Source organism: Herminiimonas fonticola, from assembly GCF_040395855.1.
In the GTDB taxonomy this organism is placed as follows: Bacteria; Pseudomonadota; Gammaproteobacteria; order Burkholderiales; family Burkholderiaceae_D; genus Oxalicibacterium; species Oxalicibacterium fonticola_A.
Map to the genome: position 1 here is coordinate 25,887 of NZ_JBEBPO010000004.1, position 24,872 is coordinate 50,758.

Annotated in this window: 20 protein-coding genes; 7 read left to right on the forward strand and 13 right to left on the reverse strand. The window is 55.2% G+C overall.

Annotated features, from left to right (window positions below; genetic code table 11):
* Positions 1 to 229 precede the first annotated feature (229 nt).
* Positions 230 to 2,221, forward strand: coding sequence for a GGDEF domain-containing protein (locus tag ABWP27_RS01345; RefSeq protein ID WP_502905305.1), 1,992 nt, complete (start codon positions 230 to 232; stop codon positions 2,219 to 2,221).
* A gap of 21 nt (positions 2,222 to 2,242) precedes the next feature.
* Here ABWP27_RS01345 and serS read toward each other — a convergent pair whose 3' ends face one another.
* The gene (serS, locus tag ABWP27_RS01350; RefSeq protein WP_353152631.1) at positions 2,243 to 3,538 is read right to left on the reverse strand and encodes a serine--tRNA ligase; all 1,296 of its coding nucleotides are present in this window, start codon (positions 3,536 to 3,538) and stop codon (positions 2,243 to 2,245) included.
* 170 nt (positions 3,539 to 3,708) lie between these two features.
* On the opposite strand from serS, the gene ABWP27_RS01355 reads away from it, so the two are divergent.
* On the forward strand, positions 3,709 to 3,927 hold the full coding sequence (locus ABWP27_RS01355) for a hypothetical protein (RefSeq protein ID WP_353152633.1): 219 nt from the start codon (positions 3,709 to 3,711) through the stop codon (positions 3,925 to 3,927).
* A 28-nt stretch (positions 3,928 to 3,955) separates the two neighbouring features.
* Here the strand turns inward: ABWP27_RS01355 and ABWP27_RS01360 are convergent, their stop codons facing one another.
* The 3 genes from ABWP27_RS01360 to ABWP27_RS01370 form a co-directional block, all read right to left on the reverse strand.
* Entirely contained in the window at positions 3,956 to 5,248 is a 1,293-nt protein-coding gene (locus ABWP27_RS01360) for a replication-associated recombination protein A (RefSeq protein ID WP_353152635.1), read from the reverse strand.
* A 144-nt stretch (positions 5,249 to 5,392) separates the two neighbouring features.
* Positions 5,393 to 6,058 carry an outer membrane lipoprotein chaperone LolA gene (gene lolA / locus ABWP27_RS01365; protein ID WP_353152637.1) on the reverse strand — a complete coding sequence of 222 codons (666 nt, stop codon included), beginning with the start codon at positions 6,056 to 6,058 and terminating at the stop codon, positions 5,393 to 5,395.
* A 21-nt stretch (positions 6,059 to 6,079) separates the two neighbouring features.
* Positions 6,080 to 8,413, reverse strand: a complete 2,334-nt coding sequence (locus tag ABWP27_RS01370; protein ID WP_353152639.1) for a DNA translocase FtsK — start codon at positions 8,411 to 8,413, stop codon at positions 6,080 to 6,082.
* Positions 8,414 to 8,703: 290 nt separating this feature from the next.
* Between ABWP27_RS01370 and trxB the strand changes: the two genes are divergently transcribed.
* Both trxB and ABWP27_RS01380 read left to right on the forward strand, forming a co-directional pair.
* Complete coding sequence (gene trxB / locus ABWP27_RS01375; protein WP_353152641.1) at positions 8,704 to 9,657, forward strand: thioredoxin-disulfide reductase; 954 nt, start codon at positions 8,704 to 8,706, stop codon at positions 9,655 to 9,657.
* Between the two features lie 98 nt (positions 9,658 to 9,755).
* Positions 9,756 to 10,397 (forward strand): Smr/MutS family protein, encoded by a 642-nt coding sequence (locus ABWP27_RS01380; protein ID WP_353152643.1) that lies wholly within the window; start codon positions 9,756 to 9,758, stop codon positions 10,395 to 10,397.
* A 127-nt stretch (positions 10,398 to 10,524) separates the two neighbouring features.
* Here the strand turns inward: ABWP27_RS01380 and ABWP27_RS01385 are convergent, their stop codons facing one another.
* Together ABWP27_RS01385 and ABWP27_RS01390 are read right to left on the reverse strand one after the other, a co-directional pair.
* Positions 10,525 to 10,863 carry a P-II family nitrogen regulator gene (locus ABWP27_RS01385; RefSeq protein WP_011870534.1) on the reverse strand — a complete coding sequence of 113 codons (339 nt, stop codon included), beginning with the start codon at positions 10,861 to 10,863 and terminating at the stop codon, positions 10,525 to 10,527.
* Between the two features lie 83 nt (positions 10,864 to 10,946).
* Positions 10,947 to 12,560 carry an NAD+ synthase gene (locus ABWP27_RS01390; protein ID WP_353152646.1) on the reverse strand — a complete coding sequence of 538 codons (1,614 nt, stop codon included), beginning with the start codon at positions 12,558 to 12,560 and terminating at the stop codon, positions 10,947 to 10,949.
* A gap of 73 nt (positions 12,561 to 12,633) precedes the next feature.
* On the opposite strand from ABWP27_RS01390, the gene ABWP27_RS01395 reads away from it, so the two are divergent.
* Together ABWP27_RS01395 and ABWP27_RS01400 are read left to right on the forward strand one after the other, a co-directional pair.
* A complete protein-coding gene (locus ABWP27_RS01395; RefSeq protein ID WP_502905306.1) occupies positions 12,634 to 13,848 on the forward strand; it encodes a GNAT family N-acetyltransferase in 1,215 nt (404 codons plus the stop codon).
* 74 nt (positions 13,849 to 13,922) lie between these two features.
* Positions 13,923 to 14,960: a serine/threonine protein kinase gene (locus ABWP27_RS01400; RefSeq protein WP_353152649.1), complete on the forward strand. Its 1,038-nt coding sequence runs from the start codon at positions 13,923 to 13,925 to the stop codon at positions 14,958 to 14,960.
* Between the two features lie 92 nt (positions 14,961 to 15,052).
* Here ABWP27_RS01400 and ppa read toward each other — a convergent pair whose 3' ends face one another.
* From ppa to hemC, 5 genes are all read right to left on the reverse strand, one after another.
* Positions 15,053 to 15,592, reverse strand: coding sequence for an inorganic diphosphatase (ppa, locus tag ABWP27_RS01405; protein WP_353152651.1), 540 nt, complete (start codon positions 15,590 to 15,592; stop codon positions 15,053 to 15,055).
* A gap of 167 nt (positions 15,593 to 15,759) precedes the next feature.
* Positions 15,760 to 16,956 (reverse strand): heme biosynthesis protein HemY, encoded by a 1,197-nt coding sequence (locus tag ABWP27_RS01410; protein ID WP_353152653.1) that lies wholly within the window; start codon positions 16,954 to 16,956, stop codon positions 15,760 to 15,762.
* A 75-nt stretch (positions 16,957 to 17,031) separates the two neighbouring features.
* The gene (locus tag ABWP27_RS01415; RefSeq protein ID WP_353152655.1) at positions 17,032 to 18,189 is read right to left on the reverse strand and encodes a uroporphyrinogen-III C-methyltransferase; all 1,158 of its coding nucleotides are present in this window, start codon (positions 18,187 to 18,189) and stop codon (positions 17,032 to 17,034) included.
* Positions 18,186 to 18,968, reverse strand: coding sequence for a uroporphyrinogen-III synthase (locus tag ABWP27_RS01420; RefSeq protein ID WP_353152657.1), 783 nt, complete (start codon positions 18,966 to 18,968; stop codon positions 18,186 to 18,188). The genes ABWP27_RS01415 and ABWP27_RS01420 overlap by 4 nt, the downstream gene beginning before the upstream one ends.
* Complete coding sequence (gene hemC, locus ABWP27_RS01425) at positions 18,961 to 19,914, reverse strand: hydroxymethylbilane synthase (protein ID WP_353152659.1); 954 nt, start codon at positions 19,912 to 19,914, stop codon at positions 18,961 to 18,963. The genes ABWP27_RS01420 and hemC overlap by 8 nt, the downstream gene beginning before the upstream one ends.
* Before the next feature lie 170 nt (positions 19,915 to 20,084).
* On the opposite strand from hemC, the gene ppc reads away from it, so the two are divergent.
* Entirely contained in the window at positions 20,085 to 22,925 is a 2,841-nt protein-coding gene (gene ppc / locus ABWP27_RS01430; RefSeq protein WP_353152661.1) for a phosphoenolpyruvate carboxylase, read from the forward strand.
* Between the two features lie 72 nt (positions 22,926 to 22,997).
* On the opposite strand, the gene ABWP27_RS01435 is transcribed toward ppc, so the two are convergent.
* Entirely contained in the window at positions 22,998 to 23,804 is an 807-nt protein-coding gene (locus ABWP27_RS01435) for a LytR/AlgR family response regulator transcription factor (protein WP_353152663.1), read from the reverse strand.
* A complete protein-coding gene (locus tag ABWP27_RS01440; RefSeq protein ID WP_353152665.1) occupies positions 23,801 to 24,847 on the reverse strand; it encodes a sensor histidine kinase in 1,047 nt (348 codons plus the stop codon). The genes ABWP27_RS01435 and ABWP27_RS01440 overlap by 4 nt, the downstream gene beginning before the upstream one ends.
* Positions 24,848 to 24,872: the final 25 nt, after the last annotated feature.

The window sequence follows — 24,872 nt, forward strand, 5'->3', positions numbered from 1 at the left end:
CAGAGTCTTGCGCAATGTAAAACCCCATCGTTGGCACTGAATAATTTACTTTCTCCGGCAGCTTTCCGGAATCGCCGCCCTCCTGTCCGTACTCCAGAACCGTGCCATAGATCGCTCGCAGCATTGCTAATGCACCAATATTTCTTATCATCATCCTGTCATAAAGCATCGTTATTATTCGGCAGAGGCTAGTCCGTATCAATAAATTATTACGCGTAGAGTTATTTCGATGTCAATTTTATCTGCACAGTCAAACGAGGTCAGGACACCATGCATTGCAGAACACGCGCACGATGCGGCCGTTCCGTTCGCTCAACCTTTACGCTTCAGAACCAAGGAGGTTCACTTGTCAGCTGCTGCCAATGACGTTGCGATAAATGAAAATCCCTCCGACACCGACGATCACCTGGCCCAGCGACTGCGTGAAATCATTCTGCATCGTCAGTTGACGCCACTGTTCCAACCCATCATCCGCATGCAAAGCGGTGAAATCATAGGCTATGAAGGTTTGATACGCGGCCCGTCGGACAGTCCACTGCACTCGCCGTTAAACCTGTTCAAGGTGGCACGTTCCTGCAATCTCAGCGTAGAGGTCGAACATTTGTGCCGTCGCATCACGCTGGAAAAATTCGCGGAGCTGCGCCTGCCGGGAAAGTTGTTTTTGAACGTCAGCCCCGAATGCCTGGTGCAGCCGGACGTCAGACACGGTGAAACTCTGGGTTACATCCATGAAGTCGGCATCAATCCCGAACGCGTGATCATTGAGCTGACCGAAAGCCACCCGACTTACGACTACGACCTGTTGCGCGAAGCAGTGACGCATTACCGCGCGATGGGCTTCCGTATTGCGATTGACGATCTGGGCGAAGGATTCTCCAGCCTGCGTCTGTGGTCCGAACTGCGTCCCGAATATGTGAAGATCGATATGCACTTCGTACAAGGCATTAATCAGGATCCGATCAAACTGCAATTCGTGCGATCCATTCAGGAAATCGCAGAGAAGTCCGGCACCATCGTGATTGCCGAAGGCATAGAAACCGATGCCGAGTTATTGATGATTCGTGATCTGGGTGTCGCCTACGGTCAAGGCTACAAGATCGCACGTCCGACTGCCTTGCCGGCAACGACCATATCGACTGATCTACGCAACCTTCTGCGCCACAACGGCGTCGCTGTTTATCCGCATGAAGCAGGACGCGGGCACAAGATGCTGACTGCCTTGAAACTCCTGCGCAGCGTGCCATCCGTATCGCCGGATGTACAAAACAATCGCATCTATGAAATGTTCAACAGCGATCCAACGCTGGAAGTATTGCCCGTTGTATCGAACGGCACACCAATTGGTTTGATCACACGTTCCAATCTGATTGATCGTTTTGCCAGGCCTTATCTGCGTGAGTTGCACGGCAAGAAATCATGCACGCTTTTCATGGATTCCAATCCGCTGATTACTGATAAAAATACTGCACTGCATGCATTGAGTCAGATCATCGTTGACGCCGACCGCCATCACTTGTTCAATGGCTTCATCATCACCGATGCCGGCCAGTATCTTGGCATGGGTAACGCACATGATCTGATGCGCGAGATTACGCAGATGCAGATCAATGCAGCACGCTACGCCAATCCATTGACGCTGCTGCCGGGCAATGTACCTATCTACGAACACATAGACAGACTGCTGGAAAACGGCACACCGTTCTGCGCCTGTTATGTCGATCTGGATCACTTCAAGCCGTATAACGACGTCTATGGTTACCGCAAGGGTGATGACATCCTGCGTCTGACAGGCAAAATTCTGAGCGGCTATTGCGATCCGCAGCGCGACTTTGTCGGCCATATCGGCGGCGACGATTTCATCATCCTGTTTCAGAACGATGACTGGGAAGAACGCTGCCGCACAATACTCGATGTATTCGCCGCGGCCATACCGGATTTCTACAATGAAGAAGACCGCAAAAACGCTGGCTACATCAGCGAAGACAGGCGCGGCAAAAAGGTATTTCACGCCCTTGTCACGATCTCGTTGGGACTGGTACGCATTGAACCCGGCCACTATGTTTCACACCACCAAATTGCCAGTGCAATGGCAGATGCAAAAAAACAGGCGAAAAAAATCCCTGGTAACAGCCTGTTTATAGACCGTCGCCAGGGGCCCTGGATCACTGAAAAAACAGAAGACGATTCAGCGCAACTTGAACTGATCGCCTCGCTGCTCTAATTGCCTCATGTTCTGATCGACCTACGCTTGCGGCGACAAGCGCGTCAGACCGCCCATGTATGGATGCAGAACGTCAGGAATCGTGACGCTGCCATCGGCCTGCTGATAATTTTCCAGCAGCGCCACCAGCGTACGCCCCACCGCCAGACCTGAGCCGTTCAAGGTATGTGCCAGCTCCGTTTTACCTTGTGCGTTACGGAAACGCGCTTGCATGCGACGCGCCTGAAAGGCTTCGCAATTCGAGACCGATGAAATCTCGCGATAGGTATTCTGCGCCGGCAACCAGACCTCCAGATCGTAAGTTTTGGTCGCACCGAAGCCCATATCGCCAGTGCACAGGGTAATGACGCGATACGGCAGGCCGAGTTTTTTCAGGATGTTTTCCGCGTGGCCGCACATCTCTTCCAGCGCTTCATACGATTTTTCCGGATGCACGACCTGCACCATTTCCACTTTGTCGAATTGATGCTGGCGTATCATGCCGCGCGTATCGCGACCGTAACTACCTGCCTCCGAACGGAAGCATGGCGAATGCGCAGTCATGCGTACCGGCAGCGCATCGGCAGCAAGAATTTCATCGCGCACGATATTGGTCAGCGGCACTTCAGCAGTAGGAATCAGATATAAAGCCTCACCCTCGCCTTCCTGTCCGCCTTTTTTCACCGCAAACAGATCGGCTTCAAACTTCGGTAACTGACCGGTGCCCTGCAGCGAATCGGCATTGACGATGTAAGGCGTATAGCATTCGGTATAACCGTGTTCTGCCGTATGCGTATCGAGCATGAATTGCGCCAGTGCGCGGTGCAGGCGTGCAATGCCGCCTTTCATGACCGAGAAACGCGAACCGGTGATTTTGGCTGCCACATCGAAATCCAGACCCAGTGCCGCACCGATATCGACGTGATCGCGCACTTCAAAATCGAAGGCGCGCGGTGTACCGACTTTGCGCAATTCAACGTTGTCTTCTTCGTCTTTACCGACCGGCACAGATTCGTGCGGCAGATTGGGAATCGCCAGCATGAATTTGCTGATCTCTGCCTGCAAGACATCCAGACGTGCGGCAGAGGCTTTCAACTCGTCGCCGATACCGGCCACTTCCGCCATCACGGTCGAAGTATCTTCACCCTTGCCTTTCAAGGCACCGATCTGCTTGGATAGCGTATTACGCTTGTTTTGCAGCTCTTCCGTACCGGATTGAATCTGCTTGCGCTCCGCTTCCAGCGCATTGAAGGCATTGACGTCGAGCTGAAATTTGCGTCCGGCGAGGCGAGCGGCAACGCTCTCGATGTCTTTGCGAAGAAGTTGAATGTCGATCATGGGAATAAGCGAAAAGATGAATCAAAACGAGATTGTACCAAGGCGGACCGCGATTCCAACACCACCCGGAAAATTCAGCATTCGGGAAGTCAGTCGCATTCATTCCGCGCCCAGACTTCTCCTGCGGTCTGCGTTACCATTTCATATTTAAAGAGTTCAAGCTGAAAATCATGGAAGAAAAAGCAACACCCGCCACTATTCCCCTGTACATCCTGCTCGCCGGTTTGTTCGCCGTGCTTGGATTTGCGATCTGGAGCGGCAGCAAGTTTTACCTGTATGGCGGCAGTATTCTCTACGGCATTGCAGCCGGTATCGCCATTGGTGCAGCCTACGCCTTCCTGAAGCAAATCAATATTCAGCGTTTGAGCAAACAGGATCACTCAAAGTAAACGCGATCGCCGCCTGGAATAGCAACGCTTACTTTTTGCGTTTTTTCGCCGCCTCGTCGAGCGAGCGCAGGTAAGCCAGCTTATCGGATATTTTTCCTTCCAGTCCGCGTGGTGTCGGTTCATACCAGTGCGGCTCTGCCATGCCATCCGGCAAATAGGTTTCGTCAGCGGCATAGGCATCCGGCTCATCGTGCGCGTAGCGATACAACTTGCCGTAGCCGAGCTCCTTCATCAGCTTGGTCGGCGCATTGCGCAAATGAACCGGCACTTCACGGCTCTTGTCCTGCTTCACAAAGGCGCGCGCCTGGTTGTAGGCCTTGTAGCCGGCATTGCTCTTCGCCGCAACCGCCAGATAGATCACTGCCTGTCCAAGTGCCAACTCACCCTCCGGACTACCCAGGCGTTCAAAGGTCAGTGCTGCATCGTTGGCAATCTGCATCGCGCGCGGATCGGCCAGCCCTATGTCTTCCCACGCCATGCGCACGATGCGGCGCGATAAATACTTGGGATCGGCGCCACCGTCCAGCATCCTTGTCAGCCAGTAGAGTGCGGCATCCGGATTGGAACCGCGCACCGATTTATGCAAGGCGGAAATCTGATCGTAAAAAGAATCGCCGCCCTTATCGAAACGACGCAAGGCATCGCCCAGACAGGTTTTCAGCAGTTCGGCATCCACTTCCTTGCGCTGCTTCGCCTGCGCAGCGCGAGCCACGATTTCCAGATTATTCAACAACTTGCGGCCGTCGCCATCGGCGCTGGCAATCAGCGTCGCCTTTGCGTCCGGCGTAAAGGCGATATCGTCCAGCTCATTCGCACAGGCTCTATCCACCATGGCAGCCAGATCGTTTTCATCCAGCGATTTCAGTACATACACTGCAGCCCGCGACAGCAAGGCGCCGTTGACTTCAAACGACGGGTTTTCCGTCGTCGCACCGATGAAGGTAAACAAGCCGCTTTCCACATGCGGCAAGAACGCATCCTGCTGGCTCTTGTTGAAGCGATGTACTTCATCGACGAACAATATGGTGCGCCTGTCCATCGCGCCGCGCGACAGCTGCGCCCGTTCGACTGCATCGCGAATATCCTTGACGCCGGACAGTACGGCGGACAAGGCGATGAAATCGGCATTGAAACTATCTGCCATCAAGCGCGCCAGCGTCGTCTTGCCAACGCCCGGCGGCCCCCACAGAATCATCGAATGCGGTTCGCCCGACTCAAAAGCCACGCGCAGAGGTTTGCCGGCACCGAGTATGTGCTGCTGCCCGATCACTTCATCGAGGCTATGCGGACGCAGTCGTTCAGCGAGGGGAATGAAACTCATGGATGAATGGTTTTTGCTTGGTCTGAAAATAAAAATCGACGCCAGTCGAAAAATCAGACTGGCGTCGCACTCTAGCATCGATCATGGTTGGCTGACTGTTTCAGCCCGGCAGGCAAACGCGTTACGCCGCAACTGCACAAGGCATTACTGAAAAACGTCTGCACCCTTCGGTACCGCAAACTTGAACTGATTGGCCGGCAGCGGCGGATTTTTCTCGAACTTGGTAAACGACAGCAGCGATACCTGCCCGAATGAATCACGCAACTCCATCGCTTCCGGCACGCCATTGCGCAAGCCGATGCCGATGTGATCGAAGGTTGTGTCCTTGGCTTTCGGTGTCGCTTCCAGCCATTCCAGACCATTCTTGGTACCGGCTTCTTTCAGCGTAAAGTTTTTTTCCAGGTCGTTGCTGCCGAACAGAATCGCGGCAGGCGAAGAACCGAGCGCATCACCCAGTTTCTTGATCGTCACCTGGTTTAAATCTTTATCGTAGATATAGAGTTTTTCGCCGTCCGCCTGCAGCAATTGCTCGTACGGTTTCTGATACGTCCAGATGAATTTACCCGGACGCGCAAACGTAAAAGTACCGGTCGATTTGTTGGATACCTTGGTGGTACCGCTATCGACCTTGACCAGTTGCTGGGTAAATTCGCCGCGTGCCGATTGCGTCGAAGAGACGAAGGATTTGAACTGATCGAGCGCAGCGGCATGCGCCTGCACGGTCCACAACAAGGCACCGGCAACCAGCGCCGTCGCAAACAAGGCGACACGCAAATCGATTGCTTTCGCAACCAGTGTTTTCTGTTTCATGTTTTTCGTCATAAGGTCTTTCTATTCAGCTGCATTCCCGGCAGGCACCAGAATTTCCCGGTTGCCGTTGGATTGCATGGTTGAGACCAGACCGCTCTGCTCCATCTGTTCCAGCAGACGGGCTGCGCGGTTGTAGCCTATGCGCAAGTGACGCTGCACCAGCGAAATCGAAGCGCGACGATTCTTCAGCACGATAGCCACGGCCTGATCGTACAAGGCATCCGCCTCCCCGCCAGCGCCGCCTTCTGCGCTCAGAGTCAGGTCGCCGTCTTCGACTACGCCTCCCTCCAGGATGCCTTCGATGTAGTTCGGTTCACCTTGCGATTTCAGATGATCGACCACGCGATGTACTTCTTCATCCGAAACAAAAGCACCATGTACGCGCACCGGCAAACCGGTACCGGGCGGCATGTACAGCATATCGCCCATACCCAGCAGCGCTTCAGCTCCCATCTGATCCAGAATCGTGCGCGAATCGATCTTGCTGCTGACCTGGAACGCAATCCGCGTCGGAATATTCGCCTTGATCAAACCGGTGATCACGTCTACAGATGGGCGCTGCGTCGCCAGAATCAAGTGGATGCCGGCGGCACGCGCTTTTTGCGCAATACGCGCGATCAATTCTTCCACCTTCTTACCGACAACCATCATCAGGTCGGCCAGCTCGTCGATGATGATGACGATGGTCGGCAGTTTTTCCAGCGGCTCCGGCGCATCCGGCGTCAGGCTGAACGGATTCGGAATTTTCTGTTCATTCTTTTCCGCTTCGGCGATCTTGGTGTTGTAACCGGCAAGGTTGCGCACACCGAGTTTGCTCATCAGCTTGTAGCGGCGCTCCATCTCATTGACACCCCAGTTAAGCGCGTGACCAGCCTGGCGCATGTCGGTGACGACTGGCGCCAGCAAATGCGGAATGCCTTCGTAAATCGACAGCTCCAGCATCTTCGGATCGATCAGGATCAAACGCACCTGATTCGGATCGGATTTATAGAGCAGCGACAAAATCGTTGCATTGATGCCGACCGATTTACCCGAGCCGGTCGTCCCTGCCACCAGCAGATGCGGCATTTTCGCCAGATCGGCGACGACCGGATTGCCGGCGATGTCTTTACCAAGTGCGATCGTCAGGCTGGAGCTGCTGTCGTTATAGACCTTGGAGCTGATGATCTCGGTCAGACGTACAATCTGGCGCTTCGGATTAGGCAACTCAAGCGCCATGTAATTTTTGCCGGGGATGGTTTCCACCACGCGTAACGAAGTCAACGATAAGGAACGCGCCAGATCACGCGCCAGACCGACAATCTGGCTGCCCTTGACGCCGGTGGCCGGATCGATTTCATAACGTGTAACCACCGGTCCCGGGTAGGCAGCGACCACTTTGGCCATCACGCCGAAGTCAGATAGCTTTTTCTCGATCAGACGACTGGTAAATTCCAGTGTTTCGATACTGACGATTTCCTGCGCCTGCGGCGCTTCATCCAGCAGTGACAAAGGCGGCAGATTGGTATCCGGCAAATCGTTGAACAGCGAAACCTGACGTTCTTTTTCCACCCGATCTGATTTTGGCACCGCGACGATTTGCGGCTCGATACGAATCGGTGGTGCATCGACAATTTTGGCGCGCTCGTTGACCACGACTTCTTCGCGCTTGACTGCAGCAACATGGCCCAGCTTGCGATCCTCGCGCGCACCGTGCAGATTGCGCACCGCCTGCAATATCAGCTCTATCGTTTCGCCTATGCGCTCGGCCACGCCCAGCCACGACACATGGAAAAACAGGCTGAAGCCCAGGCCGAACAGCAACAGCAGCAACAGGGTCGCGCCCATGAAACCAAAAGTGTTTTGTGCTGCATTGCCGAGCAATTCACCCAGTACACCACCCGGCGTGCGCGGCAATTGCGCCTTCAGCGTATACATGCGCAAATATTCCAGACCGACGCTGCCGGTCATCAGCAGAAAAAATCCGATGCCACGGACCAAACTCTCTTGACGATGTTCGGGTTCCGGTTCTTTTTTCAGTAAAAAACGTTGCGACAAACGGCGATAACCCAGCCATACCAGACGCAGGAAAAACACGCACAGCCACCACGCCGAGAAACCGAAAATGAACAGCAGCAGATCGGCCAGCCAGGCACCTGCCCGGCCGCCAAGGTTATGCAGCTTGGGAACGACATTCGCATGCGACCAGCCCGGATCGACAGGCGAGTAGGTCAGAAAAATCAGAATCAGGTACAAGGTAACGGCGGCCAGAACAAACCAGCGGGCTTCGGACAACAGCCGCACGAGTCTGCCAGGCAAAGGCTGGTCTTTTGTAGAGTTGGTCTTGCGTGTATAGGCTGGGCTTGGTTTCGTCATAAATCCGGATGCAGTGATACTAATATATTGAACTTGCAATTAAACACGCGAATCGCCATTGCGCGCAGCAAACGGCTGGCATGCGGAAAATCTGGCGGTACGCGGTTTCCTGCCGCCGCTCCTGCTGGCGTGGCTGGTTCGTCTATAATCTTAACCAGTTTTCCCGGGTTACACCGAATAATTCAAGAACAGCTTGAAATTTGATGCCGCAGCAACATATGTAAGCGACTGAACGCAGGTTTTACCAGCCCTGATCGCGTTTCCACTCACACTTTTACGATTAGTTACCAATGTCCAGCCCAAAACATGCCCACGTTTTAATTCTTGGCTCCGGCCCAGCCGGTTACAGCGCCGCAGTATATGCCGCCCGTGCCAATCTCAAGCCGGTCCTGATTACCGGTGTCGAACAAGGCGGTCAACTGATGACCACCACCGACGTGGAAAACTGGCCCGGCGATCCGCTGGGCGTGCAAGGCCCGGAACTGATGCAACGCCTGCTGCAACATGCCGAGCGCTTCAATACCGAAATCATCTTCGATCATATCCATACCACCAAGCTCGATGAAAAACCGATACGCCTGATTGGCGACATGGGTGAATACACCTGCGATTCGCTGATCATTGCAACCGGTGCGTCGGCGCAGTATCTGGGCTTGCCATCCGAACAGGCATTCATGGGCAAAGGCGTGTCAGCCTGCGCGACATGCGACGGTTTCTTCTATCGCGAACAGGAAGTGGCCGTGATCGGCGGCGGCAATACAGCGGTTGAAGAAGCGCTGTATCTGTCGAATATCGCAACCAAGGTCACACTGGTACACAGACGCGACAAATTCCGCGCCGAAGCCATTCTGATCGATCGCCTGATGGCCAAAGTCGCAGAAGGCAAGATCGAGATCAAATACAATCACACGCTGGATGAAATTACCGGCGATGACAGCGGCGTCACCGGCATCAACATTCGCTCTACCACCGATAACACCATCACCGCCATCAAGCTGCATGGCGTTTTCGTCGCCATCGGACACAAGCCGAACACCAGCATTTTTGAAGGCCAGCTGGACATGCACAACGGTTACATCAAGACCAAAACCGGGCTGGAAGGCATGGCAACCTCCACCAGCGTTCCCGGCGTATTTGCAGCCGGCGACGTGCAGGATCACATCTATCGCCAGGCAGTCACCAGCGCCGGCACCGGCTGCATGGCGGCACTGGATGCACAACGCTATCTGGAAAGTCAGGAATAAGCGCTTTCAGCACTTAAACCCGGTCACGCGAACATGGGCAATCACGCCCGTGTTCGCACATGTCATAAGATCGCGCACATCGTCTGAGGATCACCCACATGCCTGCTCCGCTCAAGGATTTTGCCGGACTCAAATCGCTGCAAAAGGATTTGAAGACGCGGGAAGAAGCGCGCCAGGCTGCCGAAGCAAAACGCATACAGGCAGAAAAAACAGCGCAACTCGAAGCCGATCTGTTCCGTCGCAGCATAGGCGAAGTTGCACCGCTCACACCGCCCGATAAAATGACGATAGCCGCGCCGCGCCCGCTGCCGATCGCACGGCAGCACCTGGCGGATGAACAGGCAGCATTGCGCGAATCTCTGTCCGATGAATTCACCATAGACACCCTGCTCGATACCGACGAAGCGCTCAGTTATGCGCGCAAGGGCATAGGCTCGGATGTCGTGCGCAAATTGCGGCGCGGACACTGGCTGATACAAAGCCAGCTCGATCTGCACGGCATGCGTACCGATGAAGCACGTGAAGCATTGGGGGAGTTTTTACGCACTGCGATCAAACGCGGCCTGCGTTGCGTGCGTGTCATTCATGGCAAGGGACTGGGCTCTGTAAACAAGGAGCCGGTGCTGAAACACAAGGTGCGTAACTGGCTGGCGCAAAAAGATGAAGTGATCGCTTTTTGCCAGGCCAGAGCTGCGGATGGCGGTGCAGGTGCGCTGGTTGTACTGCTCAGAGCAAGCTAGGCCTAAGCCGCATTGCGCAACGTAGTCATCGTCGTCACCTGCGTGATCTAAAGAGAATAAAAACTGCGGCATGCCGCAGTCTCCATTTCTCTTATTCGATTTTCCCGCCAGCCTGCTTTTACAGCGTTTATACGGCGTCGATACCCGTTTCACCGGTACGGATACGCACGACCTGCTCTACCGCCTGCACGAAAATCTTGCCGTCGCCGATTTTTCCTGTACGCGCCGCCTTGATAATGGCGTCAACTGCCTGCTCGACCACTGCATCATCCACCACCGCCTCAACCTTTACCTTCGGCAGAAAATCAACGACGTATTCGGCGCCGCGATACAGCTCGGTATGGCCTTTTTGACGACCGAAGCCCTTGACTTCCGTCACGGTCAGACCGGTCACGCCCACATCGGCCAAACCTTCGCGCACTTCATCGAGTTTGAACGGTTTGATAATTGCAGTAATTTGTTTCATTAATACTCCTTGAGGATTGCTCATCGATACAGCCAGTCTACGCCGCAGGCAACCGACGCCGGCAGATTTTATTCATTTTGCCATTATTCGCGGAATTTTGACGTGATCGGATAACGCCAGTCGCGACCAAAAGCGCGATGCGTGACGCGTATGCCGACCGGCGACTGGCGTCGTTTGTATTCATTGATCTTGATCAGGTGCGTAATGCGCGTCACATCTTCTGCGCGATAACCGGCAGCAATGATATCGGCCCCGCTTTGATTTTCTTCCATATACATTTGCATGATCGCGTCGAGGATGTCATACGGCGGCAGCGAATCCTGATCGGTCTGATCGGGCCGCAACTCGGCCGAAGGCGCACGCGTCAATATCCGTTCCGGTATCACGTCTGAAATGGTATTGCGGTAGGCACACAGCCGATACACCAGCGTCTTCGCAATATCCTTGAGCACCGCAAAACCGCCGGCCATATCGCCGTACAAGGTGCAATAACCGACCGCCATCTCGCTCTTGTTGCCGGTTGTCAGCACGATGGAACCATGCTTGTTCGACAGCGCCATCAGGATGGTGCCGCGTATGCGGGCCTGGATATTTTCTTCCGTCGTATCCTGCGCCAGCCCCTTGAATTCATTGACCAGCGTACGGTTGAAGGCCTCGAAGCAATCGTTGATGCCGATCTCGTCATAGCGCACGCCAACCCGTTCGACCATATCGCGCGAATCTATCAATGAAATTTCTGCGGTATAGGGCGACGGCATCATGATGGTACGCACCTTGTCCGCGCCCAGGGCATCGACTGCAACTGCCAGTGTGAGCGCAGAATCGACACCGCCGGACATCCCGATCAGGGCGCCCGGGAAACCGTTCTTGCCTATGTAATCGCGCACCCCCAGCACCAGCGCCTTGTAGACTTGCGCCTCGACCGACAGCTCTTCGACGATGGTGCCGTCCAGCGGCTGGCCGCCCCTGAATTCAACAATTTGCAAGTCCTCGACACAATGCTGCAATTGCGCACGCGTCTCGCCGGCCTGATCCAGCACAAAGGAATTGCCATCGAAAATCAGTTCATCCTGACCACCGACCAGATTCGCATACACCAGACTCATGCCGTGCGTCGTCACATTCGCATGCATCACCTCGACGCGCAAATACTGTTTGTTCATGTGATAGGGCGAGCCGTTGGGCACCAGCAGCACTTGCGCACCGGCCGCCGCCGCACGCGCCGGCGCCTGCGGGAACCAGGTGTCTTCGCAGATATTGATACCGAAGCGCACGCCTTTGACGTCAAACACCACGGCCTGATCGCAGGAGGAAAAATAACGCTTCTCGTCGAACACGGTGGCATTCGGCAAATCATGCTTGCAATAGGTGGCGCTGATTTTTCCGTTCAGCAGTACCGAAGCGGCATTGAAGCGCTGACCGTCTTTTTCAAACGGATGCCCTACCACCACGTGCAGATTTTTCAGCACGGCCAGATCGGCCGCCAGCGCCGCCAACGTCTCTGCTGATTTTGCGTAGAATGACTGACGCAGCAACAGGTCTTCAGGCGGATAACCGACCAGCGACAATTCCGGTGTCAACACGATATCGGCGCCCTGTTCGGCGGCGCGGCGGGAAAATTCAGCGATCTTCGCACGGTTACCTGCGAGATCACCCACCGTACTGTTGATTTGCGCAATGGCGACTTTAACTGTCATGACGTGAGTATTATCAGAAAAATAGTGAGTGCGAAAAATGCAGGGAAATGAAAAACGTGAAGTCTAAAAATGCATGGATAAAGCTGAATTGCCTGTGAACGAATCAAGCAAAGCATCTGCTAACGGATTTGGCAACGAATTGGCTAATTATCGCACGCGTATCGTTTCTTCTCTGTCAAAAATCGGCCAGCCCGCATGGGATGCGCTGGTTCAACTGCAGCCGGATGCCAATCCGTTTTTATCGTTCGCCTTTCTGGATGCCTTGCATGAAAGCACTTGCGCCTCGGCCAAGTCCGGCTGGCAACCGCAGTTCCTGACGATCTGGCGCGGCGAAGAACCGGCACAAGAACTGGTTGCCGCGCTACCCCTGTATGTCAAAAGCCATTCCTACGGCGAATACGTATTCGACTGGGCCTGGGCCGACGCCTACGAGCGCAACGGCCTTGAATATTATCCCAAGCTGCTTTCCGCCATTCCATTCACGCCGGTGACCGGCAGCCGTCTGCTGACGCGTGATGCGGAAGCCATGGCGGCGTTGATTGCAGCCCTGTTGGCGGTACAGCAAGGCAACTCCTTTTCTTCCACCCATATCCTGTACCCGCCGCCTGCACAGGCCGACATCCTGCGTGACGCCGGCTTCATGTTGCGCACCGGCGTGCAATTCCATTGGCTCAATGCAGGCTACAAGGATTTCGACGCATTTCTGGAAACGCTGGAACGCAAGAAGCGCAAGAATATCCGTGCCGAGCGACGCAAGGTACATGATGCAGGCGTGACTTTCCGCCATGTGCCCGGGCATGAGGCGAGCGATGCCGACTGGATTTTTTTCAAGCGCTGCTACGACCATACTTATGCGGCACATCATTCCACACCCTATCTGAATCTGGATTTCTTCCAGCGCATAGGCAAGACGATGCCGCAAAATATTTTACTGATCGTCGCCGAACAGGATGGCATGCCGATTGCTTCGTCCCTGTTGATCCACGACGAGAAAACTGTCTACGGCCGTTACTGGGGCGCAATAAAACATATCGATTGCCTGCATTTTGAAACTGCGTATTACCAGCCGCTGGAATTCTGCATCGCCAACAACATGGCCTGCTTTGAAGGTGGCGCGCAAGGCGAACATAAAATGGCACGCGGTTTTCTGCCGCAAAAAACCTGGTCCGCGCACTGGCTGGCGCATGCGGCATTTTCCAATGCCATCGAGGAATTTTTGCAGCGTGAGAGTGGCGGCATCGATACGTATATGGATGAGTTGAATGAACGCAATCCATTCAAGTTGTAGAAAATATTCACACGACAAATTTTTCGCATCGAACACTTGTTATATTCTCAACATCAAGGCATGCTGAACCCACGATGACATTTATTGCCACACTCCCCCCCGCCCCACAGACAAAACTTGTCCGTATCGGACGTTTTTCCGTCACACATGAACTGGGTCGCGGTTCTATCGGCGTGGTTTATCTGGCTCACGATCCCATCATCGATCGCGATATCGCCATCAAGACTTTCCGCAGCCGCCTGTCGCCAGTAGAAAGAAAGCTGCACGAACAGCAATTCATCAACGAGGCACGCGCGGCGGGACGCCTCGCCCACTCGAATATCGTCACGATCTACGAAGCTTCCAGCGAAGGCGATTCCACTTATATCGCGATGGAGTACCTACAGGGACGCGAGTTGAGCAAGCTGCTGAATGCCGGCCATCGCTTTACACCACAGGATGTAGCATCGATCGCGTGGAAAATTGCCGATGCGCTGGATCACGCGCACAAACATGGCGTGGTACATCGAGACATCAAACCGGCCAATATTTTTCTGGTGGCTGATCATCAGCCCAAGATCGTGGATTTCGGCATCGCCCGCACACCCAACAGAATTTCGGACCAGCCGCAAAAAAACAATGAACCGCATACGCTGTTCCAGGACAATATTATCGGCACGCCGAATTACATGTCGCCGGAACAGGCGCTCGGACTGAGCGCCGATGCGCGCACCGATATTTATTCACTGGGTGCGGTGATGTTTGAAATGCTGACCTTCCGCAAACCTTTCCAGGGGGAAGATACCGACAAGCTGTTGCAGCAGATTGCCTTCAAGGCAGCGCCGGAGCCGCACATGATAGAACCCGGCGTACCGCTGGCATTATCAAAAATCGTCGCCAAGGCAATGAGCAAAAAGGCTGACAAGCGCTATCAGACTGCAGAAGAAATGGCGCTCGACATCAAGCGCCACCTGAGGCGTACGCGCCGCGAGAACGAACGCACGTCAAAATCGATCGTCGATGTAGAACAACCGGCCAATGCTCCTGATTTCCATTCATCGCGCGTATTCTGGCCGGCGTGCGGCGTTGTAATCGCTGCCGCGATTGTCATCTATACATTATGGTTGCGCTAGATAGACGATCGTCACCAGCATGACCAGGCCAACAATAAAAAAAGCGCACCGAGGTGCGCTTTTTTTATTCACAAACAGCATGTCGCCGGATTTTATTTGGCGATGCTTTTCTTGTAGGATTCCACGCCGGACATAATCTCCGCCTTGGCTTCATCCGGGCCGACCCAGCCTTCAATCTTGACCCATTTGCCTTTTTCCAGATCCTTGTAGTGTTCAAAGAAATGCTGGATCTGGTGCAGACGCAGATCATTGATGTCTTCAGGTTTTTGCCAGTGGCTGTAGATAGGCAGAATCTTGTCGATAGGCACCGCCAGCAATTTTGCATCGCCGCCGGCTTCATCCGTCATCTTCAGCATCCCGATCGCGCGGCAACGCACGACAACGCCCGGATACAGCGGAAACGGTGTAATCACCAGCACGTCAACCGGGTCGCCATCATCCGACAGTGTTTGCGGAACGTAACCGTAGTTACATGGATAGTGCATCGCGGTACTCATGAAGCGATCAACAAAAATCGCGCCGGATTCCTTGTCAACTTCGTACTTGACCGGATCGGCGTTCATTGGAATTTCGATAATGACGTTGAAGTCGTTCGGCAAATCATTGCCGGCTGGGACGTGATTCAGACTCATGGTGTTTTCTCAAAAGTGGGGGGTGTAGTGCCAACCCGGAATTATAGCGGTTTTCATCACTTTGCCTTGACCGGCACCAGTGAAGAAAGCAGATGGAAACTGCCGGACAGCGAGCAAACCGGCAGCGGTACAGCAGAAATTCTTACTCTTGTATTTACTCTTGCTGGTTACAGAATCGTCGCAACCGCACATAAACGATAATGCGTAGCCGCTTCTTCCGTATGGTTCAGCGCTTCATGCAATTGCGCCAGTTTCAAATGTACTTCCTGCAGCATGCGTGGTCCGCTCGCATCCGACAGTGCCTGTTCCAATTGACGCTGCGCCTTGCCCCACAGGTTTTGTCGCAGACACAAAGTGCCCAGGGTCAAAGCCAGTTCGGGATCGGCCGGATGTTTTTTGGCCCATTCTTCGCAGCGTTCTATCTGCCCCAGCAAAGCCGGTGTGCCTTCGGCTGCTGCTGCTGCACGATAGGCGCGCAACAGTCTGTCATCCCACTCCACTGCCAGCGCTTTTTCCACAATCGCGCGCGCCTCATCCTGCAAACCACGCTTGCTAAATGCTTCTGCGGCACGGGCTGCAATAAACGGTTTGACGCGATCTTCCGCCGGAATACTCAGCCAGACATTACGTATCGCTTCCTCATCATTGGATGGATTTTTCAGCAAATCCTGATAGGCCAGTTCGCGCAAGCGGTTCGACAGCGTGGGATGCAGTGCGTTGTTCTTGTCCAGCGTGCGTACCAGGCGCAAGACTTCCGGCCAGTTCTCCGCGCGCTGATTTGCCTTGAGCGCCATGCGCAACGCGTGAATATGACGCGTGCCGTTGGCATTCAATTCCTTGACGACATCCAGTGCGAGTTCCGGCTGACGCTCATCCACCAGCAGTTCGATGGCCGTCATCAGGCGCGCCGTTTTCAGTGTCTGATCTTCTTCCACTGTCGCCAGCCAGGTATCGCGTCTTTCAGTCTGCTGCATGCGGTGCGCGGCGCGCGCCGCAATCAGTGCCGCCAAGCCGGCATTCTCTGGCGATTCGGTGGCACGCATCGCGGCTTTTTCTGCGTGGCCGAAACGACCTTCAAAATAAGCCTTCAGGGATTCGCGCAAGGCCTGATTGCCTTTGCGCTCCTGTTTATCGCGACGGTAAGCGGCGACGCGGCCCGGCATTCTTTGCGCCACGCGCAGCGTCTTCAGCACCAGATAGATGAGGAAAAACAGCAGGACGCCAAGCAGCAGGAAAAAGTTCAGCGACAGATCGATCCGGTACGGCGGATAGAAAAACACCACGTTGCCGGGATTGAAACGTGCCACAACCGCCAATCCGATGGCAGTGGCAAACAAGGCGATAAGCCAGAGAAATATGCGCATATTAAAAACAGGTGGCAATCATGGTTTAAAAAGCGAATCCTGAAACCGGGTTCAAGATAATCAACTCGAAAAGAATCAAGGCTTCGCTTTGTAGTTACGGACTGCGTTCAGACTTTCAGCCAAAGTAGGCATCTCGATTGCCAGATTGCTCGACTGTACCTGCTTCAGCATCGCCTGCGCGGTCTGCGTCTGCTTGGCACGTGTATCAAAATATTTGGCGATGCTGTCCTGCGACGCAATCATGTCGCTGCGGAAGGCCGCTTCATTGCGTGACAACAGGGCCAGACGCGCATTCAGCAAGCGCAGCTTCAGATTTTCACGTGCGTAATACGCCTGCGTCGGCGACAGCAGCAGGGCATCCGATGTTTCCACACTGCGCACGCGTATCAGTTGCTGGATTTCGCTCCACATTTCATTGGTCCAGCTTTCCCACTGGGCTTTTGCCACCGGCCACCAATCGTTTGCAACCGGCTCTTCAGCACTAGGTGCTTTCGCAGCTTTTACCTTGCTTGGAGGACGACGGTTTTTCGGCTCGCTGGCTGGCATAGCCGGTTGCTCGTCCGCCAGCAAAGGCATGGTGTCGATCTGCCCGATCACGCTATCCAGGCGCAGAGCGATGCCGGTCAAATCCAGACTCGGCAAGGCTTTCAGACGCTGAATATCATGCCCGATGGCACGTCGCACAGTAACGAATTGCGGCGTATCGGAACGCGACAGACGCGCATCGGCATTTTGCAGCGCAATCAGGGCACCTTGCACATTGCCGGCCAGTTGCAATTGCTGACTGGCGGTGGACAGGACCTGTTCGATTTCGGCCAGCGCCCAGTCTTCGCGTTTCTTGAACAAATCCTGATACAGCTGCTCCAGCGCGAGTTGCTGGCTTTGCGCTTCTATCTGTTTGCTTTCCAGCACATTCACCTTGGCCTGCAATTCGGTGACCGTTTCCTGCGCCGATTTCACGATGATCTTGGTTTCGCTATTGACGGCATCGCCGCTTTGCATGCGCCGCGCGACTTCATTGCGCACGCTGGAAAGCTCGCGATGCGAGGTCCACCATTGCGCTGCCAGCAGTACGGCCAGCACGATCAGCGCAATGTAAATCAGCGGCTGACGCGTCCTGGTGGAGGTATTTTCCTTGTGCAAGGGAGTGCTATCCGCTTTGATTTCAGGGGCGGATGCCGCAGCAGGAATTGCTGGCGGCGTGGATTCTGGAGAGTTCGGCATGTCGTTCATGTGCGAGATTGTAACGCGGCTAACAGTCCGTCGTCGCCTGATCTGGTAACAGTAATATTGCTGAAACCCAGCAACTGCGCGGTTTCAGCAATGCGTAGATGCGATGCGAATATTCTTTGCTGTTGCATTTTAGCGACGCTCTCCGCTTCATCGAGTTGTGCAACCATCTGCGTCAAAAAGCGCAAAGCTTCCGAACTGGTCACGATCCAATCGTTCTGACCATGCAATAAACGTTTCAGTTCGCGGCGGCGTGTTTCGTCGAATACCGGCGCCACTCTGCGGTAAGCGGCCAGCAGGGTTACCTGCGCACCGGCGGCGCGCAGGGCTTCACTCAACAGCGGCCGCCCGGTTTCGCCGCGCACGATCAATACCTGCTTGTTGCGCAAGGCGGGCAAATCCAGTTCTGTCAGTAAAGTTTCGGAATCGGTACGATCCGGATCGGTCGGACTGATGATGGTGCTGTTTTCCGCTGTCAAACCGTGCCTGGCCAATGCCAGCCGGCTACCCTCACCGACCACTGCCATCGGAATATCGCGCGGCCAACCGGCACGTGCAGCCAGCGCAGCATCAATTGCATTGGGACTGACGAAGGCAATCAGCGCATAGCCGCTGAGATCACGTAGCGCTTGCTGCAAGGGCACCTGATCCGCCAGCGGCAAAATATCGAGCAGCGGAAACACGGTCGCCTTGCGGCCCAGCGCAGTCACGCGCCGCGCCAGTTCACCGGCTTGCGCCAGCGGCCGCGTGATGACGACCTCGCCCAACACGGAATCAGGCATCCCCAGCGTCTTCCGTTTTGCAGGATGCCAGAATGGCGTCAGCTTCCTGCTGCTGCAACAGTTCGGCTATCTGTCCGCCCAGCGCTTCCGGCGCATGCGCTGCACCGTTCAGATCGGCACGTGCCACCCGCTTGCCGTCCGGGGTGGCGATCATGGCGCGCAAGCGCATGGTGCCGTTTTCTATCGTGGCAAATGCCGCCAATGGAATCTGGCAACTGCCGCCGAAATTCCTGGATACCGTGCGTTCCGCAGTGACCGCCTGCGCCGTCGCTTCATGGTTGAGCGGTGCCAGCCATTCCTGCAAATCAGCTCTGTCGGCATGAATTTCTATGCCCATCGCACCCTGCCCGGGTGCCGGCAGACTTTGTTCCGGATCAAGCACGGTGCGTATGCGTTGCGGCAACCCCAGCCGTTTCAGGCCGGCGGCAGCCAGAATGATGGCCGCATATTCGCCCTTGTCGAGCTTGCCCAGGCGGGTATCCAGATTGCCGCGCAACGGACGTATCACCAGTTTCGGGTAGCGCGCGGCGATCAGGGCCTGGCGCCGCAGACTGCTGGTGCCGACGATGGCACCATCCGGCAAATCATCCAGCGATGCATAGTCGTTGGAAACAAAGGCATCGCGCGGATCTTCCCGTTCCAGTACGGCCGCCAGCGCAAAACCTTCCGGCAGGGTCATCGGTACATCCTTCAGCGAATGTACGGCCAGATCGGCGCGCCGCTCGGCAATCGCCACTTCCAGTTCTTTGACAAACAGGCCCTTGCCGCCGACTTTGGACAGGGTACGATCGAGAATTTGATCGCCGCGTGTGGTCATACCGAGAATCTCGATCGAACACTGCGGATATAATAAGCCCAGTTTTTCGCGCACATGCTCGGCTTGCCACATGGCCAGACGACTTTCACGCGAGGCAATGACTAATTTTTTCGGGGGTGGAAATTTCAACGGCTTCTTTCGATTTTCTGCAAGTTCGGCGGTTTTTTCTGGCGCACCAGAACCTATCGCATCGCAGATTTTAGGTTAAGTCATTCTTGAAATTTTAGCATGCGCCTTCGCTCTATAGCCGACCCACTCCATCCTTATCATCCTCAACAAGCTGATTGCATTTTTCAACTATGGCAAAACAACTGAAAACTCCACCGCGCGCGCTCACCTCTTCCGCTGATAAAGATGCGCCACTCAAGGAAGATATCCGTTTGCTGGGACGCCTGCTCGGCGACGTCTTGCGCGATCAGCAAGGCGACGCTGTATTTGAAGTGGTGGAAACCATACGCCAGACTGCCGTGCGCTTTCGCCGCGAATCCGATGTGCAGGCCGGCGCCGATCTCAACAAGCTGCTGAAAAAACTCACGCGCGAACAAACCATTTCAGTGGTGCGCGCCTTTTCCTATTTTTCGCATCTGGCCAATATAGCCGAAGATCAGCATCACAATCGCCGCCGCCGCGCTCATTTGCTGGCAGGCTCTCACGCGCAGGAAGGCAGCGTCGCCTATGCGCTGGAAAAACTGCACAATGCCGGCGTCTCCGGCACCACGGTGCGCAAGTTTTTCAAGGATGCGCTGATTTCCCCGGTTCTGACCGCACATCCGACCGAAGTACAGCGTAAAAGTATTCTCGACGCAGAACATGACATCGCCCGCTTGCTGGCGGCACGCGATTTGCCAATGACGGCCAAGGAACGTGCAGACAATACCGAATTGCTGCGCTCGCTGGTCACCACGCTGTGGCAAACCCGCCTGCTGCGCTATTCGAAATTATCGGTCGAAGACGAAATCAATAACGCCCTGTCCTATTACCGCATTACCTTCCTGCGCGAACTGCCTGCACTGTACGAAGATATCGAAGCCGAGATCTCCGAACAATTCCCGCAACGTGCAAGCAGCGCCAATGCCAAGCACGAACTGCATTCCTATGTGCAAATGGGTAGCTGGATAGGCGGCGACCGTGACGGCAATCCCAACGTCAATGCCGACACCATGCAACTCGCGCTGGCACGGCAATCCACGACGATTCTTGAGTTCTATCTGGAAGAAGTGCATGCACTGGGCGCCGAATTGCCGGTCTCGACCTTCCTCGCCGGCGTCAGCCCTGAGGTACAGGCACTGGCCGACAAATCGCCGGATACTTCCGAGCACCGCGCCGATGAACAATATCGCCGCGCACTGATAGGCATGTATGCCCGCCTCGCGGCTACTGCACGCGCACAAGGCGCAACCGTGCTGCGCAAGGAAGTCGGGCCAGGCGCACCGTACGAAAGCGCTGCCGAATTTTCTGCCGACCTGCAATTACTGGTCGATTCGCTCAAGGAACGTCACGGCACCGTACTGATCAAGCCGCGCCTGGCTCCATTACTGCGCGCTGCAGAAATTTTCGGCTTCCATCTGGCCACGCTGGATATGCGCCAAAGCTCGGACGTGCACGAACGCGTCTTGAGCGAACTGTTCCAGCGCGCCGAAGTCGAGGCATCCTATGCCGACTTGCCGGAAGAGAAAAAAATCGCCTTGTTGCTGGCAGAACTGGATAAACCGCGCCTGTTGTATTCGCCGTATATCGACTACTCGGACGAAACCAATTCCGAACTCAACATCCTGCGTGCGGCCAGCGAGATCCGCAAACGTTACGGTTCACGCGCCATCCGCAACTACATCATCTCGCATACCGAAACCGTATCCGACTTGCTGGAAGTCCTGCTGCTGCAACGCGAAACCGGCTTGCTGCGTCCTGATACCGACGTCGCATCGGTCGGCGAAGTCGAACTGATGGTGATCCCGCTGTTTGAAACGATTCCTGATTTGCGCCTGGCCGCAAGCATCATGGAACAGGTCATGGCGATCCCTAAAGTGCGTCGCCTGATCGCCAAGCAGGGCCACCTGCAGGAAGTCATGCTCGGCTATTCGGATTCCAACAAGGACGGCGGCTTCCTCACGTCGAACTGGGAACTGTATAAAGCGGAAACCGAACTGGTGAATGTGTTCAACCATGCCGGCGTCAAGCTGCGCCTGTTCCATGGTCGCGGCGGTACCGTAGGTCGCGGCGGCGGCCCAAGCTATGAAGCGATCCTGGCGCAGCCACCGGGTACCGTGAACGGCCAGATTCGTTTGACCGAACAAGGCGAAATCATTGCATCGAAATTCTCCAATCCGGAAATCGGCCGCCGCAATCTGGCATTGCTGGTTGCCGCCACGCTGGAAGCCAGCCTGACACCGCCGCCATCCGATACCAAATCGGCGAAAAAACTCGCGGAATTTGAAAGCGTGATGGACGAATTGTCCCAGCTTGCCTACGACGGTTATCGTAATCTGGTGTACGAAACACCCGGCTTTACCGATTACTTCTTCTCGGCCACACCGATTGCAGAAATCGCTGAACTCAATATCGGTTCACGCCCTGCTTCACGCAAGGCAACCCGCCGGATTGAAGACTTGCGCGCCATTCCATGGGGCTTCTCCTGGGGGCAATGCCGCTTGCTGTTACCGGGCTGGTACGGCTTCGGCAGCGCCATCGAACAATGGCTGGAACAAGGCGAGAACAAAGCCAAACGTGTTGCAACGCTGCGCGCGATGTTCAAGGAATGGCCATTCTTCGTCACGCTGCTGTCGAATATGGACATGGTCTTGTCGAAGACCGACCTGGCTGTCGCCTCGCGTTACTCGGAAATGGTGGTTGACCGCAAACTGCGCAACAGCATTTTCAAACGCATCGTGGCAGAACATGAGCGCACCTCGGCTTGCCTGACCCTGATCACCGGCAAGAAAGAACGTCTGGCGAATAACCCATTGCTGGCACGTTCGATCAAGAATCGCTTTGCCTATCTCGATCCGCTGAATCACTTGCAGGTTGAGTTGATCAAACGTCACCGTGCTTTGATGCGCGATGGCAAGGTGGATGATCGCGTACGCCGTGGTATTCACCTGTCGATCAACGGTATCGCTGCCGGCTTGCGTAATACCGGCTAAGTGATTTCTGCAGCAATAAAAAAGGAAGCGCATGCGCTTCCTTTTTTATCGTCTGAACACCAGCGAATGTCGCTAACGCACCAGAGCCTTGACTGCCGGCCACTGACGGCGTGAAATCGGCAAGCGATCGCTGATGCCGTGCAAAATCACTTGCCATGATTCCTGCGCACGATCGCCATCGTTGCTGCTCTCGTTATCCATATCCACCGGCTGCTGCCCGCGCTCCACACCGGCAATCGCATCACGCGCAACCAGCGCATTGCGATGCACGCGTATGAATTGCCGGGAAAATTCCTGTTCCAGCGCGGACAACGCCCCCTCCAGCAGATACTCGCGCTCGCGCGTGCGCAAGGTAACGTATTTCGCTTCCGCCTTCAGATACAAGACTTCATTGACCGGTACCAGCAACAGGCGTCCGCGTTCCTGTACCGAGAAATTTCTGCGCACGGTTTGCAGCGTACTCGCTGCGTCCGTAATTAATTTTCTCTGCGCTCCTGCATTCTGCTTCAAGACATGCACGCGCCGGATCGCATCCGCCAGACGTGCCGCGCGTACCGGCTTGAGCAGGTAATCGAGCGCATGCACCTCGAAAGCCTGCAGCGCATATTCGTCATAGGCGGTGACGAATATAATCGCTGGCGCCGCCGCTTCATTCTGTGCCAGATGCGCCGCCATCTCTATCCCTGTCATGCCGGGCATTTGCACATCCAGCAGCACGATGTCCGGCGCCAGTTCGGCAATCAGGTCCAGCGCCTGTTGCGCCTGCGACGCTTCGCCCACCAGCTCATGCGGGCATTCAAGCGCGATATCCGACAGCAGCGTCGTCAGGCGTGCACGTGCCGGCGCTTCATCATCAACGATGAAGATGCGCGGCATCATGCGCCCGCCTTGCGATAGGGAAAATGAAGATGCAATTTGAATTGCCCCTCCGTCACCTGCGTCGTCAATTGCGCCTCCATATCGTATAAAAGCGTCAGGCGTTCACGGATGTTATCCAGCGCCATGTGATTGCCGGTCGATACAGCCCTGGCGTGGAAAGGATTGCTCATCACGACTTCGATGCGGTCGCGCACGCGGCTGATGGCGATCCTGATCAGCGCCGTATCGGTCGACGGTTCGACACCGTAATGCACGGCGTTTTCCAGCAGAGGTTGCAACAGCAATGTCGGCACCGTCGCCCGCTGCAGGCTGTCGCCGGAAATATTTTCCATATCCCATGCGACCTGCAAGCGTTCGCCCAGTCTGATTTTTTCTATAGACAGGTATTGCATGCCTATCCTGATCTCATTGCCCAGCGTCGTGATATCGCGCGCATCGCGCATCAGGATGCGGAACAGGTCTGCCATATCTTCCAGTGTGCTTTCTGCACGCCGTGGTTCGGTGCGTATCAGCGACAACACCGCATTCAGACTGTTAAACAGAAAATGCGGGCGTATGCGGGCCTGCAATGCCTGCAACCGCGCCTCGGCCAGCGCCGGTGAAAAAGCACGTGTACGCAATTCAAAATAGTGCTGCAGGCCTATACCGAACAACGCCGCACACACCACCCCTTCCGGTGCCGATAAGCGACTCAGGCTGATCATGCCGTTTGCATCGTTGAGCAGATAATGAATGAGCAGACCGGTAATCGCCGCCGGCAGCAAGGCGCAGGCCAGACGCTGCCCCCATGGTGGAATGGTTTTGATCAGCCGGCGCAAGCCGCACAAGCCAAACAGGGACAGCAGGCTGGCCAGTTCGACCAGCATCGACGCTTCGACAAAGGCCAGCAAACCCGCATACACGCTGGCCGCATTGATCAACATCACCGCCAGCACAACGCCGTTGACGAACAGCAGCGACTTGACCATGATGCCGATGTTGCAACAATCGGGAATCACGATCTCGATAGGCTTTGCCGGCGTGGGATCTGACAATGGCTGCATGGTTAAGGATTTATCACGGCTGTGT

Coding starts and splice junctions, on each gene's coding strand:
- ABWP27_RS01345 (WP_502905305.1), top strand. CDS start 230: ATGTCAATTTTATCTGCACAGTCAAACGAGGTCAGGACACCATGCATT.
- serS (WP_353152631.1), bottom strand. CDS start 3,538: ATGATCGACATTCAACTTCTTCGCAAAGACATCGAGAGCGTTGCCGCT.
- ABWP27_RS01355 (WP_353152633.1), top strand. CDS start 3,709: ATGGAAGAAAAAGCAACACCCGCCACTATTCCCCTGTACATCCTGCTC.
- ABWP27_RS01360 (WP_353152635.1), bottom strand. CDS start 5,248: ATGAGTTTCATTCCCCTCGCTGAACGACTGCGTCCGCATAGCCTCGAT.
- lolA (WP_353152637.1), bottom strand. CDS start 6,058: ATGAAACAGAAAACACTGGTTGCGAAAGCAATCGATTTGCGTGTCGCC.
- ABWP27_RS01370 (WP_353152639.1), bottom strand. CDS start 8,413: ATGACGAAACCAAGCCCAGCCTATACACGCAAGACCAACTCTACAAAA.
- trxB (WP_353152641.1), top strand. CDS start 8,704: ATGTCCAGCCCAAAACATGCCCACGTTTTAATTCTTGGCTCCGGCCCA.
- ABWP27_RS01380 (WP_353152643.1), top strand. CDS start 9,756: ATGCCTGCTCCGCTCAAGGATTTTGCCGGACTCAAATCGCTGCAAAAG.
- ABWP27_RS01385 (WP_011870534.1), bottom strand. CDS start 10,863: ATGAAACAAATTACTGCAATTATCAAACCGTTCAAACTCGATGAAGTG.
- ABWP27_RS01390 (WP_353152646.1), bottom strand. CDS start 12,560: ATGACAGTTAAAGTCGCCATTGCGCAAATCAACAGTACGGTGGGTGAT.
- ABWP27_RS01395 (WP_502905306.1), top strand. CDS start 12,634: ATGGATAAAGCTGAATTGCCTGTGAACGAATCAAGCAAAGCATCTGCT.
- ABWP27_RS01400 (WP_353152649.1), top strand. CDS start 13,923: ATGACATTTATTGCCACACTCCCCCCCGCCCCACAGACAAAACTTGTC.
- ppa (WP_353152651.1), bottom strand. CDS start 15,592: ATGAGTCTGAATCACGTCCCAGCCGGCAATGATTTGCCGAACGACTTC.
- ABWP27_RS01410 (WP_353152653.1), bottom strand. CDS start 16,956: ATGCGCATATTTCTCTGGCTTATCGCCTTGTTTGCCACTGCCATCGGA.
- ABWP27_RS01415 (WP_353152655.1), bottom strand. CDS start 18,189: ATGAACGACATGCCGAACTCTCCAGAATCCACGCCGCCAGCAATTCCT.
- ABWP27_RS01420 (WP_353152657.1), bottom strand. CDS start 18,968: ATGCCTGATTCCGTGTTGGGCGAGGTCGTCATCACGCGGCCGCTGGCG.
- ppc (WP_353152661.1), top strand. CDS start 20,085: ATGGCAAAACAACTGAAAACTCCACCGCGCGCGCTCACCTCTTCCGCT.
- ABWP27_RS01435 (WP_353152663.1), bottom strand. CDS start 23,804: ATGATGCCGCGCATCTTCATCGTTGATGATGAAGCGCCGGCACGTGCA.
- ABWP27_RS01440 (WP_353152665.1), bottom strand. CDS start 24,847: ATGCAGCCATTGTCAGATCCCACGCCGGCAAAGCCTATCGAGATCGTG.